General features: G+C 76.0%; 14 protein-coding genes and 1 pseudogene. 7 read left to right on the forward strand and 8 right to left on the reverse strand.

The genetic code is table 11. From position 1 onward, the window contains the following. The first annotated feature begins 285 nt into the window (after positions 1-285). From AB0873_RS21230 to AB0873_RS21240, 3 genes are all read left to right on the forward strand, one after another. Positions 286-1,158 (forward strand): pentapeptide repeat-containing protein, encoded by an 873-nt coding sequence (locus AB0873_RS21230; protein WP_366601661.1) that lies wholly within the window; start codon positions 286-288, stop codon positions 1,156-1,158. A gap of 100 nt (positions 1,159-1,258) precedes the next feature. Then, positions 1,259-1,495, forward strand: coding sequence for a preprotein translocase YidC (locus AB0873_RS21235; RefSeq protein ID WP_155332121.1), 237 nt, complete (start codon positions 1,259-1,261; stop codon positions 1,493-1,495). A 35-nt stretch (positions 1,496-1,530) separates the two neighbouring features. Continuing rightward, positions 1,531-1,758: a hypothetical protein gene (locus AB0873_RS21240; protein WP_366601530.1), complete on the forward strand. Its 228-nt coding sequence runs from the start codon at positions 1,531-1,533 to the stop codon at positions 1,756-1,758. 55 nt (positions 1,759-1,813) lie between these two features. Here the strand turns inward: AB0873_RS21240 and AB0873_RS21245 are convergent. Together AB0873_RS21245 and AB0873_RS21250 are read right to left on the reverse strand one after the other, a co-directional pair. Further along, positions 1,814-2,017, reverse strand: a pseudogene (locus tag AB0873_RS21245) (dipeptide/oligopeptide/nickel ABC transporter ATP-binding protein); the annotation flags it as partial. Between the two features lie 129 nt (positions 2,018-2,146). Continuing rightward, positions 2,147-3,403, reverse strand: coding sequence for a lycopene cyclase family protein (locus AB0873_RS21250; RefSeq protein WP_366601663.1), 1,257 nt, complete (start codon positions 3,401-3,403; stop codon positions 2,147-2,149). Between the two features lie 376 nt (positions 3,404-3,779). Here AB0873_RS21250 and AB0873_RS21255 point away from each other — a divergent pair, with 376 nt between their 5' ends. Both AB0873_RS21255 and AB0873_RS21260 read left to right on the forward strand, forming a co-directional pair. After that, complete coding sequence (locus AB0873_RS21255; protein WP_155332114.1) at positions 3,780-4,307, forward strand: hypothetical protein; 528 nt, start codon at positions 3,780-3,782, stop codon at positions 4,305-4,307. Positions 4,308-4,394: 87 nt separating this feature from the next. Continuing rightward, positions 4,395-5,006 carry a class F sortase gene (locus AB0873_RS21260; RefSeq protein ID WP_366601532.1) on the forward strand — a complete coding sequence of 204 codons (612 nt, stop codon included), beginning with the start codon at positions 4,395-4,397 and terminating at the stop codon, positions 5,004-5,006. 30 nt (positions 5,007-5,036) lie between these two features. Here the strand turns inward: AB0873_RS21260 and AB0873_RS21265 are convergent, their stop codons facing one another. Continuing rightward, complete coding sequence (locus tag AB0873_RS21265; RefSeq protein ID WP_366601534.1) at positions 5,037-6,578, reverse strand: serine/threonine-protein kinase; 1,542 nt, start codon at positions 6,576-6,578, stop codon at positions 5,037-5,039. Between the two features lie 117 nt (positions 6,579-6,695). Between AB0873_RS21265 and AB0873_RS21270 the strand changes: the two genes are divergently transcribed. Continuing rightward, on the forward strand, positions 6,696-7,103 hold the full coding sequence (locus AB0873_RS21270) for a YchJ family protein (protein ID WP_366601536.1): 408 nt from the start codon (positions 6,696-6,698) through the stop codon (positions 7,101-7,103). 236 nt (positions 7,104-7,339) lie between these two features. Next, complete coding sequence (locus AB0873_RS21275) at positions 7,340-8,164, forward strand: hypothetical protein (protein WP_366601537.1); 825 nt, start codon at positions 7,340-7,342, stop codon at positions 8,162-8,164. Positions 8,165-8,236: 72 nt separating this feature from the next. Here AB0873_RS21275 and AB0873_RS21280 read toward each other — a convergent pair whose 3' ends face one another. From AB0873_RS21280 to AB0873_RS21300, 5 genes are all read right to left on the reverse strand, one after another. Further along, a complete protein-coding gene (locus AB0873_RS21280) occupies positions 8,237-9,601 on the reverse strand; it encodes an MFS transporter (RefSeq protein ID WP_366601539.1) in 1,365 nt (454 codons plus the stop codon). Between the two features lie 184 nt (positions 9,602-9,785). Then, on the reverse strand, positions 9,786-10,694 hold the full coding sequence (locus AB0873_RS21285) for a hypothetical protein (protein ID WP_366601541.1): 909 nt from the start codon (positions 10,692-10,694) through the stop codon (positions 9,786-9,788). A gap of 69 nt (positions 10,695-10,763) precedes the next feature. Next, on the reverse strand, positions 10,764-11,882 hold the full coding sequence (locus AB0873_RS21290) for a hypothetical protein (RefSeq protein WP_366601542.1): 1,119 nt from the start codon (positions 11,880-11,882) through the stop codon (positions 10,764-10,766). A gap of 34 nt (positions 11,883-11,916) precedes the next feature. After that, positions 11,917-13,590 carry a serine/threonine-protein kinase gene (locus tag AB0873_RS21295; RefSeq protein ID WP_366601544.1) on the reverse strand — a complete coding sequence of 558 codons (1,674 nt, stop codon included), beginning with the start codon at positions 13,588-13,590 and terminating at the stop codon, positions 11,917-11,919. 277 nt (positions 13,591-13,867) lie between these two features. Further along, a complete protein-coding gene (locus AB0873_RS21300) occupies positions 13,868-14,719 on the reverse strand; it encodes a slipin family protein (protein ID WP_366601546.1) in 852 nt (283 codons plus the stop codon). Positions 14,720-14,745: the final 26 nt, after the last annotated feature.

The raw sequence follows: 14,745 nt of genomic DNA on the forward strand, positions 1-14,745 counted from the left end.
TCGCCTGCTCCCCCCGCCCCCTCGGCCCATCCGCTCTACTGGAGGCGCTGCAGGCGGTTAACTCCCGCCCTGTGTACACCCGGGGCGCGGCCCCCCCCCCCCCCGCGCCCCCGCGCGGCCCCTCCCGGGGCCTGACCTCGAGCACACTTCAGGTCGCAGCCTGACGGCATGACGGCCCCGGAGGGAGCCGCGCTCTTCCACGATCTCCCGACGTCCGTCCAGGTCCCGCCGAGTGGGAGAATGGGGCGTTCGTTCGGCAACCCTCAGCAGGAGAAGGCGGTCAGCGTGTCGGAAACCGGCCCGGAGAGGCTGCGCGCCGACTGTTCCCGGTGCGTCGGGCTCTGCTGCGTGGCCCCGGCGTTCGCGGCCTCGGCGGACTTCGCGATCGACAAGCCGGCCGGCCGGCCCTGCCCGCACCTGGGGTCGGACTCCCGCTGCGGCATCCACGCGCACCTGCGCGACCGCGGCTTCCCGGGCTGCACCGTCTTCGACTGCTTCGGCGCCGGCCAGCGGGTGACCCGGGTGACGTTCGGCGGACGGGACTGGCGGGACGACGCCGCGACCGCACGGACGATGTTCGACACCTTCGCCGTCGTACGGCCGCTGCACGAGCTGCTCTGGTACCTGACCGAGGCGCTGGCGCTGGACCCGCCACCGGACCTGCGCGCGGCGCTGGCGGACGCGCTCGCCGAGACCGACCGGCTGGCCGGCGGCGACCCGGACACGCTGCGGACGCTGGACGTCGACGCGCACCGGGGACGGGTCAACCCGTTGCTGTCCCGCGCCGGGGACCACGCGCGCGCCCGGGGCGGCCGACCCGGCCCGGACCGGCGCGGAGCCGCCCTGTTCGGCGCGGACCTGCGGACCGTGGACCTGCGGCGGGCGAACCTGCGCGGGGCGCTGCTGATCGGTGCCGACCTGCGGGGTGTGCACCTGGGCGGCGCCGACCTGACCGGCGCGGACCTGCGCGGAGCGGACCTGCGCGGCGCGGACCTGTCCGGCAGCCTGTTCGTGCACCAGTCCCAGCTCGACGCGGCACGTGGTGACCGGCACACCGTCCTGCCACCGGGGCGTACCCGCCCCGCGCACTGGACGGCGCTGCCGCTGACCCCGGTCCCCCGCCGCCGACCGACCGCGGCGCGGCGCCGCCCTCGCTGACCGCCCCCACCGCGACCGGTCGACGTTCACGTTTCCACCGGGAAGGGCCGGGTAGGCGGTGCGGGACACGGTCACCATCGCCGATCGGGGAGGCACGGGCGTGGGATACCGAGTGCGGCAGGGTGAGCAGCCGGTCGATCCGGAGCACGCCGAGGACGAGGCCGGTCAGGCCCGGCTGGTCCAGGTCGACGCGGACACCGACGTGCCGCCGCCGGACGGGACGACGACGAAACCGGACATCGTGACCGAGGACGACGGGTCCGGCGTGGCCGGGGGGTCCTCGGGCAGCAGCAGCGGCGGGTCCGGCATGCCGGGCCACCCGGACGCGGCCCGCTGACGTTTCCGTCGAGCCTGACGGGGCAGGAGAGCGCCATGACCGACCAACACCGTTTCGACCTGGCCGACACCGACGAGCCGGACGGCGCCACCGCGATGGAGGCGTCGCTGCGGCCGCCGGGTGAATCCCTGCACACCACCGAGGACATCGGCGACGACTTCGAGGACCTGCCCGCCGAGGACCGGCGGTCGGCCCGGGAGGTCAGCCGCGCCGGGTACGACGTGGCGGAGGTCTCCGGCACCACCGACCCGAACCGGGAGTGAGACCGGGCCGCGCGGCGCGGCCCGGCCCAGCGCCCGGCGTGACAGGGGAGACAGGTCACCCCGCCGGCTCGGTCGCGGGACTCGCACCGGCCGGGGCCGCCGTTCCGGCGACCGGCGCGGGCTCGCCCGGAGCGGTGAGGGGTCCGGTTTCGGGGAAGTGGCAGGCGGTGGCCTGCCGGCCGCCGTCGCGGGGGGTGAGGTCGGGTTCCTGGGTGGCGCAGATGTCGCGGGCTTTCCAGCAGCGGGTGCGGAAGCGGCAGATCCGGGTCAATGTGGCAACGCGACGACCACGGTTGCGGTTGTCATCCGCGCGTTTCATTTTCATGTCGGTTCCTCGACGCCGGGCCGCGGGAACGCCGGCCGACGACCACGAGGGCCGGCGACGGTGTCAGCCGTCGGAGCGGGAGGCCCGGATCGGCGGGGCACCCGTGACGGGCGGAGGGACGGTCCACGTCGCCCGGCGGCGGGACGGCACCAGGCGGTCCCGGAGCCGGGCGGCGGCGTCACCGGCGGTCGCGGCGACCATCGGCAGCAGGCGCGTGGAGCTCATCACCGCGACCTCCTCGGCCGGCGTGGTGGCGCCGTCGAGGAAGCGCAGCACCCGCTCCGGCGGGTTGCGGTCGAAGAGCCGGTCGAAGAAGTCGGGGCCGCCCACGCCGCCCCGGTCCAGCGCCCGCAGTGCGACCGCGTCCATCCACAGGTGACGGCGGGGGTACGCGGGCGCCGGCACCGGCGGCCGGCCGGCGGCCAGCGCACGGGCCACCTGGTCGGCCTGGCGGTGCATGGCGGAGAACGTGAAGCCGGTGGACGGGCGGGTGGCGCCGCCGGCGGTGCCGAGGCGTACCACCCGGGGCGAGGGCCGGGGCTCGAACGGGCCGTCGGTCATCGGGATCACCCCGTTCTCGACCTCCCGTACGGTCAGCCGGGCCGGGTCCAGGCCCAGCAGGTCCCGGTACGCCACCAGCGCCGCGTCGTAACCGGAGTCGGCGAGCAGGCCGGGGGTGAACTCGGTGTACTCCACGAGCGCGTACCGGTCACTGACCGGAAGCACGTACCCGAAGGAGACGCCCCGCGCCGGTTGCGGGGTGCGGAAGTCCATCAGCACCGCCCGCCGCGGGTCGAACACCGGCCGGTCGGCCGCCACCCACCACCCCCGGAAGTGCTGGAGCCAGTTGGTGCGCCCCGACCGCCGGGGCGGGCGGGGCCGTGAGTCGAGCACCCAGGACGCCCGGAACGTCGACCCGGCCGCGTGCACGGTGACGCGTTCGCCGTCGTCGTCGAGGGCCTCCGCCGGGGCGACGACGCGGATCACGTCGAGGCGCTGCTCGGCGGCGGCAGCCCGGTCGTAGACCGGGCCCGAGCGCAGCATGGCGTACCGCAGCGGGGTGAGGTCCAGGACGCGGCGCCGCGCCGGCGTCGCCACCTCGACCTGCGACCAGCTCGCCGCGAGCAGCGGATCGAGGTCGTCGTCGGGCCGGCCCCAGAACGCCCAGGTGCGGTCCTGGCCGCGGCGGTGCACCGGGTCGACGACCGCGACCCGCAGGCCGCGCACGCGGTGCCGGTCGAGGGCGGCGAGCACGAGCGACGCGGCGCCCCCGCCGCCGACCAGGGCGAGGTCGACGTCGACGGGCGCGGCGGTGTGCACCCGTCCACGCTGCCACACGGACGCCGGGGGCCGACCGGCGGCCTTGGTCCACTCGATGCCGGCGGCCTCGCGCAATCCCGGCGGTTACCGACGCCGCCGGGTCGGCGGCATCGGGTCATTCCGGGCCATCGGCCCACGGGTGACCGCCCGGCCCCGGGCGGCATCGACCGGAGCAAGCCACGCGCACGCCCCGTCCCGGCATATCCGCTGCTGCCTCCGCCTCGCGGGTGGACACGTGACGGCAACGAGGATTTCTCATTTTCACCGGATCGAGGGCCCAACCCTCCTAGTGTTGGGCACACCGGTGCTAGTCGCGGAGTTGGCCACCCGAACGACGTCCCACCCAACTGCGGACGAAGAGTGAGGGAAGACGCGTATGAAGGCGAAGACAGTCCTCGTGTCGGCGGCGGTCGGCGTCGGCCTCGGCACGCTCCTGCTGCCCGGCGCCGCGTGGGCGGAGACGACCGTGTCGCCGGCCACCACACCGGCGGGCGGGACGATCGTGTCGCCGGCCACCACCCCGGTGGGCGGAACGGTCATCCTCACCGCCACCACCTGCAACCCGAAGTCCGGCGACGCGATCTTCCGCGTCACCGGCCCCAACCGTGACATCAACGTCCGCTCCACCACGGCCGCGGCCGGCGGCGGGCTCAGCGCGGAACTCTTCACCGCCGGCTTCACGCTCGGCACGTACACGGTGACCGCCACCTGCGGCGACGGAAGCGCCGCCGGCACGGCCACGTTCACGGTCACCCCGATCGGCGGCGCCCAGGCCGGGGGCGGCACGCCCGGTGACCGCACCGGCTCCGTCGCCGCGGGGGTCGCGCTCCTCGGCTCCGCGGCCGGCGGCGCGCTCATCCTGGCCCGCCGCCGCCGGCACGCGGTCACCGCCGCGACCGGCTGAACCGGGCCCGTCCATCCCTGGATACGGGTGCCCGCCCGGCGAGCCGCCGGCGCGGGCACCCGGGCGACGCGCGTACGGAGGTGGGAGTTGTCCCGACGCCGGCCCGGCTGGGCGGTCCGAGTCGTCGCCCTGCTCGCCGCCGCCGGACTGGGCCTGCTGACCAGCGGACTTCCGGCGTCCCCGCCCCGGCCCCGGCCGGGCGACGCCCCGGCCGGCGCGCGCCCCGCGACCCCGCTGCCGCCCCTGCCCCGGGCCGAACCCGTCGAGGTCCGCATCCCGGCGATCGGGGTGCGGGCGCGGCTCGTACCGGTCGGCGCCGACGCCCGCGGGGAACTCGAGGTGCCGCCGCTGGACCGGCCGGGCATCGCCGGGTGGTACCGGCACGGCGTCACGCCCGGCGAGACCGGCAACGCCGTCGTCGTCGGCCACGTCGACACCACCGCCGGTCCGGCGGTCTTCTTCGACCTGGGGCGGCTGCGCCCCGGTGACACCGTCCGGATCGCCCGCGCCGACCGGAGCGTCGCCACCTTCGCCGTCGACGGCGTCGCCGCGTACCCGAAGGAACAGTTCCCCACCGCCCTGGTCTACGGCCCGAGTTCCGCCGCCGGCCTGCGCCTCGTCACCTGCGGCGGCCGCTTCGACCCCGACCGCCGCAGCTACGTCGACAACGTGATCGTCTCCGCCACCCGGGTGCCGTGATCCGGAGTGGGCCCTCCCCGCCCAACGGCCTCAGTCGTCGTCCTTCTCCTCGTCCTGCTTCTCGTCGTCCTTGTCGTCCTGCTTGTCATGCTTCTTGTCGTCGTCCTTCTCGGCCGGGGTGTTCTGGCCGGCCACGGAGAGCACGGAGCCACAGGTCGCGCCGTCGAGCTGGAACTGGCCCGGCAGGGAGTTCACACCCCGGTAGGTCCCCTCCACGGTCGCCGTACGGGACGTCGCCGCCGGCAGCTCACCGATTCGCGCCTGCACCGAGTGGCCCGCCTGCCGCCAACCACCGGGTGAGCCCCGTAGGAGCCGCTGTTCACCGGGGAGGGCGAAGGTGAGCCGGCCGGCGCGGAACGGGACGGTTCCGGTGTTGGCGACGCTGACCGCCGCGGCGAACCGGCCGTCGACGGCCCGACGGACGGTGTATTCGACGGTGCACTCCGGCGCGCGCTCTCCCAGCGCCGCCACGGCCGCCGGCGGGGCAGCCAGCGTCCGGTCTGCCCGGCCGGTGTCAGCCGAGAACGGCGCCGCCACCACGACGCCGGCGGCCACCAGGGCGGCGGCACCGGTGCCCGCGACAGCCGCCCGCCGGGCGGACGGCATGTGCCGCCAGCGACGCAGCGGCGCGTCCAGGGGGCGGCCCGCCCACCAGGCCGCAGCGGCGGCGACCCGGCCCGGCAGGTCCACCGCGGTACGGGTCCGGGTGGCCGCACCGGCGTCGCCGGCCTGGGGCAGCAGGAGGGTGGCGGGAGCCAGGCCCGCCACGGAACCGAGGGCCTCCGCGACCTCGGCCGCCGAAGGGCGCTGGTCCGGGTCCTTGTCCAGGCACCGCCGGCACAGGTCGCCCACCTCGGGCGGCAGGTCGGCGATCCCCGGCAGTGGCGCCGGCTGCTGGTAGCGGTGGGCGGTCAGCATCTGTGTGGTGGTGGCGGCCTGCCACGGCAGCCGGCCGGCCAGGGCGCGGTACAGCAGCAGGCCGAGGGCGTACACGTCGGTGGCGGGCCGTACGGCGCCGCGCTCCAACCGCTCCGGCGCCAGGTACGCCGGTGTGCCGTACAACTGGCCACCGGCCTCGGACTCCCCCGACGTCGCCGAGATGCCGAAGTCGACCAGCCGCACCCCGGCACCGGCGACCACCACGTTGCCGGGCGTGACATCACGGTGGACCACACCCTGTTCGTGTGCCGCGGCGAGCGCGGCGGCGACCTGGGCGCAGATCAGCACGGCCACCCGCCACGGCAACGCGCCGCCGGTGAGCAGCTCCGCCAGGGACCGCCCCTCGACCACCTCCATCACTACGTACGGCAACGGCCGGCCACCGCTGCCGGTCGCGTCGCCGTAGTCGTACACGGCCACGATGTTCGGATGGCGCAGCCGGGCGGCCGCGCGGGCCTCCGCGCGGATGCGGTCCAGCAGCTGCGGGTCGGCGGCCAGGTCGGACGAGAGCACCTTGACCGCGACGTCCCGCCCCAGCACCTCGTCGTGGGCCCGCCAGACCACCGACATGCCGCCCGCGCCGAGCCGCTCCCGCAGCCGGTACCGCCCGCCCAGCAGAGATCCGGTGTCCATAGTCCGTAGCGATGCCCACCGGGCACCTGCGGAAAACACCGGCAGCCGCCGGCTACCCGGGACGACCACGCCACCCCTGGCCGGCCACGCCTTCCTCCGCGCGGAAAGATGACCACCATGGCGAAGCGTGGAGAGCGGGCCGGCCAGGTCGGAACCTGCCCGTGCGGCTCGGGCATGCCCTACCCGGAGTGCTGCGGCCGGCTGCACCGGGGCGAGGCCGACGCGCCGACCGCCGAGGCGCTCATGCGCTCCCGCTACTCCGCCTTCGCGGTCGGGGATGCCGCGTACCTGCTGCGCACCTGGCACTCCACGACCCGCCCGGCGCGGCTACGGCTGGAGACGGACGAGCGCTGGACCGGCCTGGAGGTCGTCGACACCGAGCTGGGCGGCCTGTTCGACACGACCGGCACGGTGGAGTTCCGGGCGCACTACCGGGAGCGCGGCCGGCCGGGCACCCTGACCGAGCGCAGCCGGTTCGTCCGGGAGGACGGCCGCTGGGTCTACCTGGACGGCGAGACGCGCTGACGGCCGGGGACGCTCGGACACCCGTGGTGCGGCGTCCGGGTGTCCGACGACCCGTCGGGGCGGCTAGGATGGGGCCGGCGCCGTCCTGCGCCACACCTCCCTCCCGGTGCTCACGCCACCGGCCTCGCGGAGGCAAAGGGGGCCCAGCCCTCGGGACGCACCACCACGTGCCCCACTCCGGCGGGGTCGACGGGAGCGTGAGTCCCTGCGACCGCGCCGTTGACAGGGAGCATGTGATGACCAATCAGCGCGCCTTCAAGGCCCGGGTCCGCGCCCGGATGGACAAGACCGGCGAGAGCTACACCACCGCCCGCCGGCACCTGCTGGCCCGGATGCCCGCCGTCGCACCGGGGACCGAACACCCGGCCGTCGAGGCCGGGACCGAAAACCCGGCCGTCGAGCCATCTGCCGCACCGGCCGCCGCCCCCGGCACCGGGCCGGCCGACCCGCCGGCAGGGTCGCCGGCGGCCGAGGCTTCGCCGGCCGGTGGCGGCACCGCCGGGCAGGTGGCCCGGATCCCGGACGCCCTGCTGCGCGAGCGCACCGGGCGGGGCTGGGAGGAGTGGTTCGGCCTGCTCGACGAGTGGGGCGGGACCGAACACACCCACACCGAGATCGCCCGCTGGCTGGTGGCCGTCCACGAGGTGCCGGGCTGGTGGGCGCAGACCGTCACCGTCGGGTACGAGCAGTCGCGCGGCCTGCGCGCCCCCGGCCAGCAGCGCGGCGGCGCGTACTCGGCCGGGGGCAGCCGCACGGTGGCCGTGCCGGTGGACCGCCTGTTCGCCGCGTTCGCCGACGAGACGCTGCGCCGCCGCTGGCTGCCCGACGTCGACGTGCGGGTGCGTACCGCCACCGCGCCGAAGACGTTCCGCGCCGACTGGGCGGGCGGCCCGACCCGGATCGTGGTCGGGTTCGTGCCGGCCGGCGACACGAAGTCCCGGCTGTCCGTGCTGCACGAGAAGGTCGACAGCGCGGGGCGGGCGGCAAAGCTCAAGGCGTACTGGCGGGAGCGGCTCGACGCGCTCAAGCGCCTCCTCGAGACGGAGGGGGACCGACGGTGACGCGCGGGCCGGCCGCCGGTCAGCCGGCCCGCGCCACGGTCAGCCGACCGGGGTGCCGGTCAGCCCGCGCGGTCAGCGGGCCCGGGTGGCGGGCGAGGCTCGCCGGGCCCGACCGGCCGCCATCAGCAGGGCCATGACGAGGTACGGGCCCGCGGCCACCGCGAACGCGACACCGTTGCCGGCGGCGGTGGCGAGCAGCCCGTACGTGGCGTAGACGGCGATGATCGTCACGTCGGTCGCCATGCCGGCCAGCGACGTGACCGTCGCCCGGCTCGGGCCGGTGATCCGGGCCTGGAGCCGGGCGTCGGCCAGCACGGTCGCCAGTTGGAAGCCGCCGAAGGCGGCACCGACCAGCACGAACCCGACCGGCTGGCCGAGCAGCGCGCCCACCGCCAGCGCGACGGCCGACCCGGCGAGCAGGCCGCCGTAGCCCCGGCGGCCGAGCCGCTCCCCCGCCGGGGCGAGCAGGCCGCCGACCGCCACCCCGACCCAGGTGAGCAGGAGCAGCAGCGGCACGGCCGGCTCGGAGACGCCGGTGTCCCGGGCCAGCAGGGGGGTGTACTCGTCGAGCGCGCCCCACACCGCGGCGACCGCGGCGACCAGCAGCACCGCCGCCCGGACCCGCCGGTCGGCGTGCGCCTCGGCGAGCCCGGCGCGCAGGCTGCCCCACCAGCCGAGGTCGCCGCGGTCGTCATCGTCGCAGTCCGTGCCACCCGACTGGCCGGACCGGCCGAAACCGTCGGAACCACCGGAGTCGCGGGAACCGCCGGAACCGCCGGCAACGCCGGAGCGGGCGGAACCGCCGGAGCGGGCGGCGTCACCGGGCGGACCGGAGCCGGCGTGGTCGGGATCGTGGTGCTCCGGCAGGCGGGTGGCGACCGCGGCGGCGAGCAGGCACGCGAGGACGCTCGCCGCCCCCACGGCCGGGTAGCCGCCGACGGCCAGCACGGGCGCGGCCAGCACGATGGACGCCAGCACGCCGACGGTCTCCGCGGTGCGGGCCCGGCCGATGACGCGCGCGTACCGGCCGGCCGCGCCGAGGTGGTCGAGTTCGGTGAAAACCAGCGCCTCCAGCGCGCCGGAGGCGAGCGCCCCACCGGCGCCCCAGAGCAGGAAACCGGCGGCGAACGCCGGGTACGACGGGACGAGCACCCAGACGGCGAACCCGGCGGCGGTCACCAGCGGCGCGAGGCAGAGCAGCAGCCGCCGCGAGAGCGCGTCCGCGAGCGCGCCGGAGGGGACCTCCAGCAGGATGCCGCTCGCCGACCAGATGACGAACAGGGTGGAGATCTGCCAGACCGACAGGCCGGTGTCGGCGAAGAGGAGCGCGTAGACGGGATAGAGCAGCACGAGGTCGCGCAGGACCGCGTACGCGTAGAGGGTCGCCGCGAGCCGGCGGACCCGGCGGTCGGGCCGCCGGACGGTGGTGGGGGTCATGGAACCTTCCCGTGGGGTGGGAGTGGACGCCGGACGTACGGCGGCCACGGCGGCCCACGGGACGGGCTCTCAGCGGTGGATCAACATCGCCACGTCATGCCGGTGATGCTAGACGGCCCCGGCGCGGGCGACCACACGGTTCGGGGCGGGATCCGTCGTGGATCCCGCCCCGAACACCGGCCGGTCAGCGGCGGAACTTCTCGCTGTCCGCCGGCGGGATGACCACCGTCGCCTCGACGTCGTCGGCCGCCGGTTGCGCCGGTCGCGACGGGACCGGGGTGGCGTCGGCGTCACCGGCACGCGGCACGGGCACGGTCGGGTCGGCGTCCGTCGTCGCCCGCGGCACGACCTGCGTCACGTCGGCACCGGCGCCCAGGTGCGCCTCGGTGTCCCGGCGTCCCGCCTGGTAGGCGCGGGCGTGGGTGGCGATGGCGTGGGACTCCTGCTCGGCCCGGCTCAGCCACGACTCCCAGCGGCTCTGCATCGGACGGACCAGGCCGCCGCCGACCCCGACGACGAGGATGCCGCCGACGGTGGCGAGCACGGCCACGAGCACCGGGGTGGTGATCGCGGTGGCGACGCCGATCTGGTTCAGCGCGGCGATCACGCCGAGGCCGAGGATGAAGACGTACGCGATGGTGGCCAGGATCCGCCCGTACGACAGGCCGCCCAGGGCGCCGCTGACGATGTCGCGGACCGCGTTGGCGATCGCGGCCGCGACCACCACGATCACGATCGCCACGAACGCCCGCGGCAGCCAGGCGATCACGCCGGCGATCAGGTCGGAGATCGGGTTCGGGCCCCAGATGCCGAAGGCGAGCTGGAGCGTCACCAGCAGGATCGCGTAGTAGACGAGCTTGGCCACGATGTCGCTGGCGTCGTACCGGGAGCGGGCGAGCGCGCGGCGGATGCCGCCGCGCTCGACGGCGCGGTCGAAGCCGACCCGCTCCAGCACCTTGTCGACGATCTTGAGGGCTGCCTTGGCGACCAGCCAACCGACCACCAAAATGGCCACGAAGGCGAGGGCCTTGGGCAGGAAGAGCAGCACCGAGCGGAGGGCGTCCCCCGCCGCGTCACCAATGTTCTCTCTCATCGAGTTCCTCCAGGGGCATGCGGTTCGTCCGCCCGACCTACCCCTGGCGCCGACGCGAGAAACCCGGCCTCAGCGGCGGCAGGCGTAGCTGACCTCCGTTCGCGCCTGCGCCGGCGCGGGCTCGGTGATGTTGACCGTCGCCGTCTCGGTGGTGCGGCCGACCCCGGCGAACGACCACCGCAGCGTCAGGTCCACGGTGCGCTGGCCGCGGCCGACCCGTTCGGTGAGCACCGCGCCCGGCGCGCTGCCGGAGCGCAGCCACTGGTAGCGGATCTCACCCGCCCGGCCGTTGGTCGTCACCGTGGCGACCACGTCGACGGTGACGTCGCAGCGGTCACCGGCCGGCTCGGGCACCGCCACGGTCACCCCGTTGATCTCCAGTGGACGGAGCTGCTGCCACAGGTAGAGCCCGACGACCGCCACCAGCACCAGGGTGAGCAGGGTGGACAGCACCGACGTCACGCGCCGCCACAGCGGGCGCCGGCGCGGCGGCGACGCGGACGACGGCCAGGCCGGGGCGGACGGCGGCGCGGCGGGCACACCGGGGCCGAACCGCACCTCGCCGCCCGTCGGGGCTGGTGCTGTTCCCGGGGTACGCGCGCCGCCACGGGAGGTGGGCAGGCCGGTGCGTCCGCCGAAGACGGTTCCCGGTCCGGTAGCCGCGGTGCCCTCCCCCGCCGCGGTGGCGGTCGACTCCCCGCCCGGTGCCGCAGCGGTCGAACTCCAGGTGGGCGCGGCGGTCGTCGGCTCCCACGTCGGCGCGGCGGCGGTCGTGGTCTCCCAGGTCGGGGCGGCGGCGAGGTGGACCGTGCGCTCGTCGGCCGGTTCCGGCGCGCGCAGGTGCACGGTCGCCTCGCCCTGGTGCACGGTCGCCTCGCCGTCGTACGCGGTCCACCCGCCGGCGCGCAGATCCGTCGTCGGCTCCTCGGGAGACCGACGCGCGGCGGGCGGGGCGGCCGACAGGTGCAGGGTCGGCTGACCCTCCGGGCCCGGCGCCGGGGCGGGGACGAACCGGGTCGTGGCCGCGTCCGGCGCCAGCCGGGCGGTGGCCTCGTCGCCGCCCAGACGCACGGTCGCGTCGAGGTGGGTGGTCGGCTCGTCCGGCGTAGGTGGACCGCCCAGGTGCACGGTCGCGCCGTCGTCGGGTGTCCACCCGCCCGGCGTCGTCCGGTCGTCCGGCTGGGTCACGGCAGCCCGCCTCCTGTCGGTGTGCCGGGCGTCGTCAGCCCGGGGTGCAGTACGGGTAGAGCGTCACGTACACCGGGCCGCCCTCCGCCGAGGTGTTGCCGGCCCGGTCGGTCGCGACCACCCGGACCGGGATGCGCGTGCTGTCGGCCGGCCGGGGCAGGTCGCCGAGCACGCCGGTGAACACGCCCCGCCCGGCGGCGCTCATCGTGACCTCGGTGGTGCGGTTGTCCAGCGTGTACCGCAGTCGTACCCGCAGGTCCCCGGCGGCGGTGCGGTCGTCGGAGGCGGTGGCGGTGACGGTGCTCGCGGTGGGCCCGTACGGGCAGCCCTTCGGGTCGAGCTGGGTGGGGCTGGCGCCGACCTTCCCGACCGTCGGGGCGGTCGTGTCCGGTGGAGGCGGCGGGCTGGTGGACGTGGTGGGCGGGGGTGCCGGCGGGGTGGTCGCCGGGGCGGTCGTCGCCGGTGCGCCCGGCGTGGTCGGGTCACCCGGCGCGCCCGGGGTGCCGGTCGCGCCGCCGGTCGGCGCCGCCGTCGTGGGGCCGGCGGTCACCGTGGGAATGGCCGTCGGGTCGGGCGTCGCGGTCGGCGCCCCGGGCGCGGCGCCCGGAGCCGTCGTGACGACGGTGTCGGCGGTGGGCTTCGCGTCGGCCGTCGCGCCGGGCGCCGAGTCCTCCCGGGCGGCGTAGCTCAACCCGGCGCCGCCCAGCACGACGGCCGCCGCTACGACGCCGGCCACCAGGGCAGGGCGGGCCCGGCCGCCGCGCAGCCGCCCCCACCGGCCGGTGCCCGAACTCAACGTCGTGGTCGCCACGCTGGTGGCGCCGCCGGTGCCGTCGCGGAACGGGAAGAGAGCGGCGAGCAGGGCGGCCCGGCGGGCCAGCTCGCGCAGGCCGCGCTCCTCCCACTCCGGCCCGTACGCGTCCGCCGCCACCTGTTCCAGGGCGGCGAGGAAGACCTCCGCCGGCTGGGGACGCTCGTCCGGGCGCTTCGCCATGCCGTGCCGCAGCAGGTCGTGCACCGGCGTCGGGGCCGGGTCGGTGGGGATCGGCTCCTCCGCGTGCTGCCGGCGCAGCGTGAACAGGTCCCGCCCGTCGTACGGGGGCCGGCCGGTCAGGCACTCGTAGAAGGTGGCGGTCGCGGCGTAGATGTCGCAGGCCGGGCTGGCCGGCGCGCCGGTCCACTGCTCGGGCGCCATGTAGCGGGGTGTCCCGGAGACGGTGGCGCCGGAGCCGGTGCCGGCCGGCAGGGCGATCCCGAAGTCGGCGAGCTTGCTGGCGCCCTCGGCGGTGACCAGCACGTTCTCCGGTTTGTAGTCCCGGTGCACCACGTCACGGGCGTGGGCCGCGCCGAGCCCCGCCAGGGATCCCTTGAGGACGACCAGCGCCGCCTCGGGCGTGGTGGCGCCGTTGGCGCGCAGCATCTGGCGCAGGGAGACACCGTTGACCAGTTCCATGACGATGGCCGCGCCGCCGGGCGACTCGACGTACTCGTAGAGGCGCGACACGTGCGGGTTGTCGATCTCGGCCAGCACGCGGGCCTCGGTGCGGAACGCGTCCCGGAACGACGGGGCGTCGCCGACCGCGCCGGTCAGGTACTTGATCGCCACCGGCGTGCCCGTCGCGTCGTGGACGGCGAGGTCGACCCGCCCGGACGCGCCCACGCCGAGCTGCCGCACGGGCGTGTAGCCGGAGACCTGCCAGCCGGTCACGCCAACCCCTCCTCCGACCCGGCAGGGCGGGTCAGCCGCCCGCCCCGCTGCTCATTGTGGTCGGGCCGGCGGGCCGGGCCATCGGCGCATCGGTTGCTTCCCCGGCCCGGACGTCGGGCCGGGGCCGCCCCGGGGACCGGGCTCCCGGGATCATGGTCGGTTACGGACACGGCCCAGTGGTAGCAGGTACCCGCAAGCTCACCGGCCGGGGACCGGGGCGGGACGGCGCGCGTCGTACCTCCACGGCGGGGGCCGGGGAGTGACCCGCCCGCCCGGCCTACCGGCGCGGGCCGCCGTCGCCGCGGTGACCGTCGCCGGGCAGCGGGCCCACCGGCTCCGCCACGACCTCGCCCTGGTCGGCGGACGTGGTACGCGCGTACTTGTCGAAGAAGCGCAGCAACTCCACCGGGAACGGCATCACCAGCGTGCTGTTCTTCTCCGCGGCCACGTCCGACACGGTCTGCAGCAGCCGCAACTGGTACGCCCCCGGGGTGCCGGCCATCATCCGGGATGCGTCGGCCAGCCGCCGGGACGCCTGGTACTCGCCGTCGGCGGCGATGACCCGCGCCCGCCGGTCCCGCTCGGCCTCGGCCTGGCGGGACATCGAGCGCTTCATCCCCTCCGGCAACGCGACGTCCTTGACCTCGACCCGTTCGATGTTCAGCCCCCACGGTTCCTCGGTCGGGGCGTCGATCACCGACTTGAGGTCGGCGTTGACCCTGTCCCGGTCGGAGAGGAGGGTGTCCAGGTCCACCTTGCCGATGACCGACCGCAGCGCGGTCTGCGAGATCTGCAGCACCGCCGCCGGGTACTGGCGCACGTTCACCAGGGCCTTCACCGGGTCCACGACGCGGTAGTAGACCACCGCGTCCACGGTGACGGTCACGTTGTCGCGGGTGATGACGCCCTGCGACGGCACGTCGATCACCGTGGTCTGCATGCTGACCCGGACCATCCGGTCCGCGACGGGGATGATCAGCCGTAGGCCGGGCTGCCGGACGGGCTGCACCACGCGGCCGAACCGGAACACGACACCGCGCTGGTACTGCTGCACGATCCGGATGCTCAACACGCCGAGCAGCACCAGGACCGCGAGCGCGATCACCACGCCGATGACACCGCCTACCATGAAACCCCCGATCGGTACGCCTCCGC

It is taken from the genome of Micromonospora sp. NPDC047707 (genome assembly GCF_040704235.1).
Lineage (GTDB): Bacteria > Actinomycetota > Actinomycetes > Mycobacteriales > Micromonosporaceae > Micromonospora.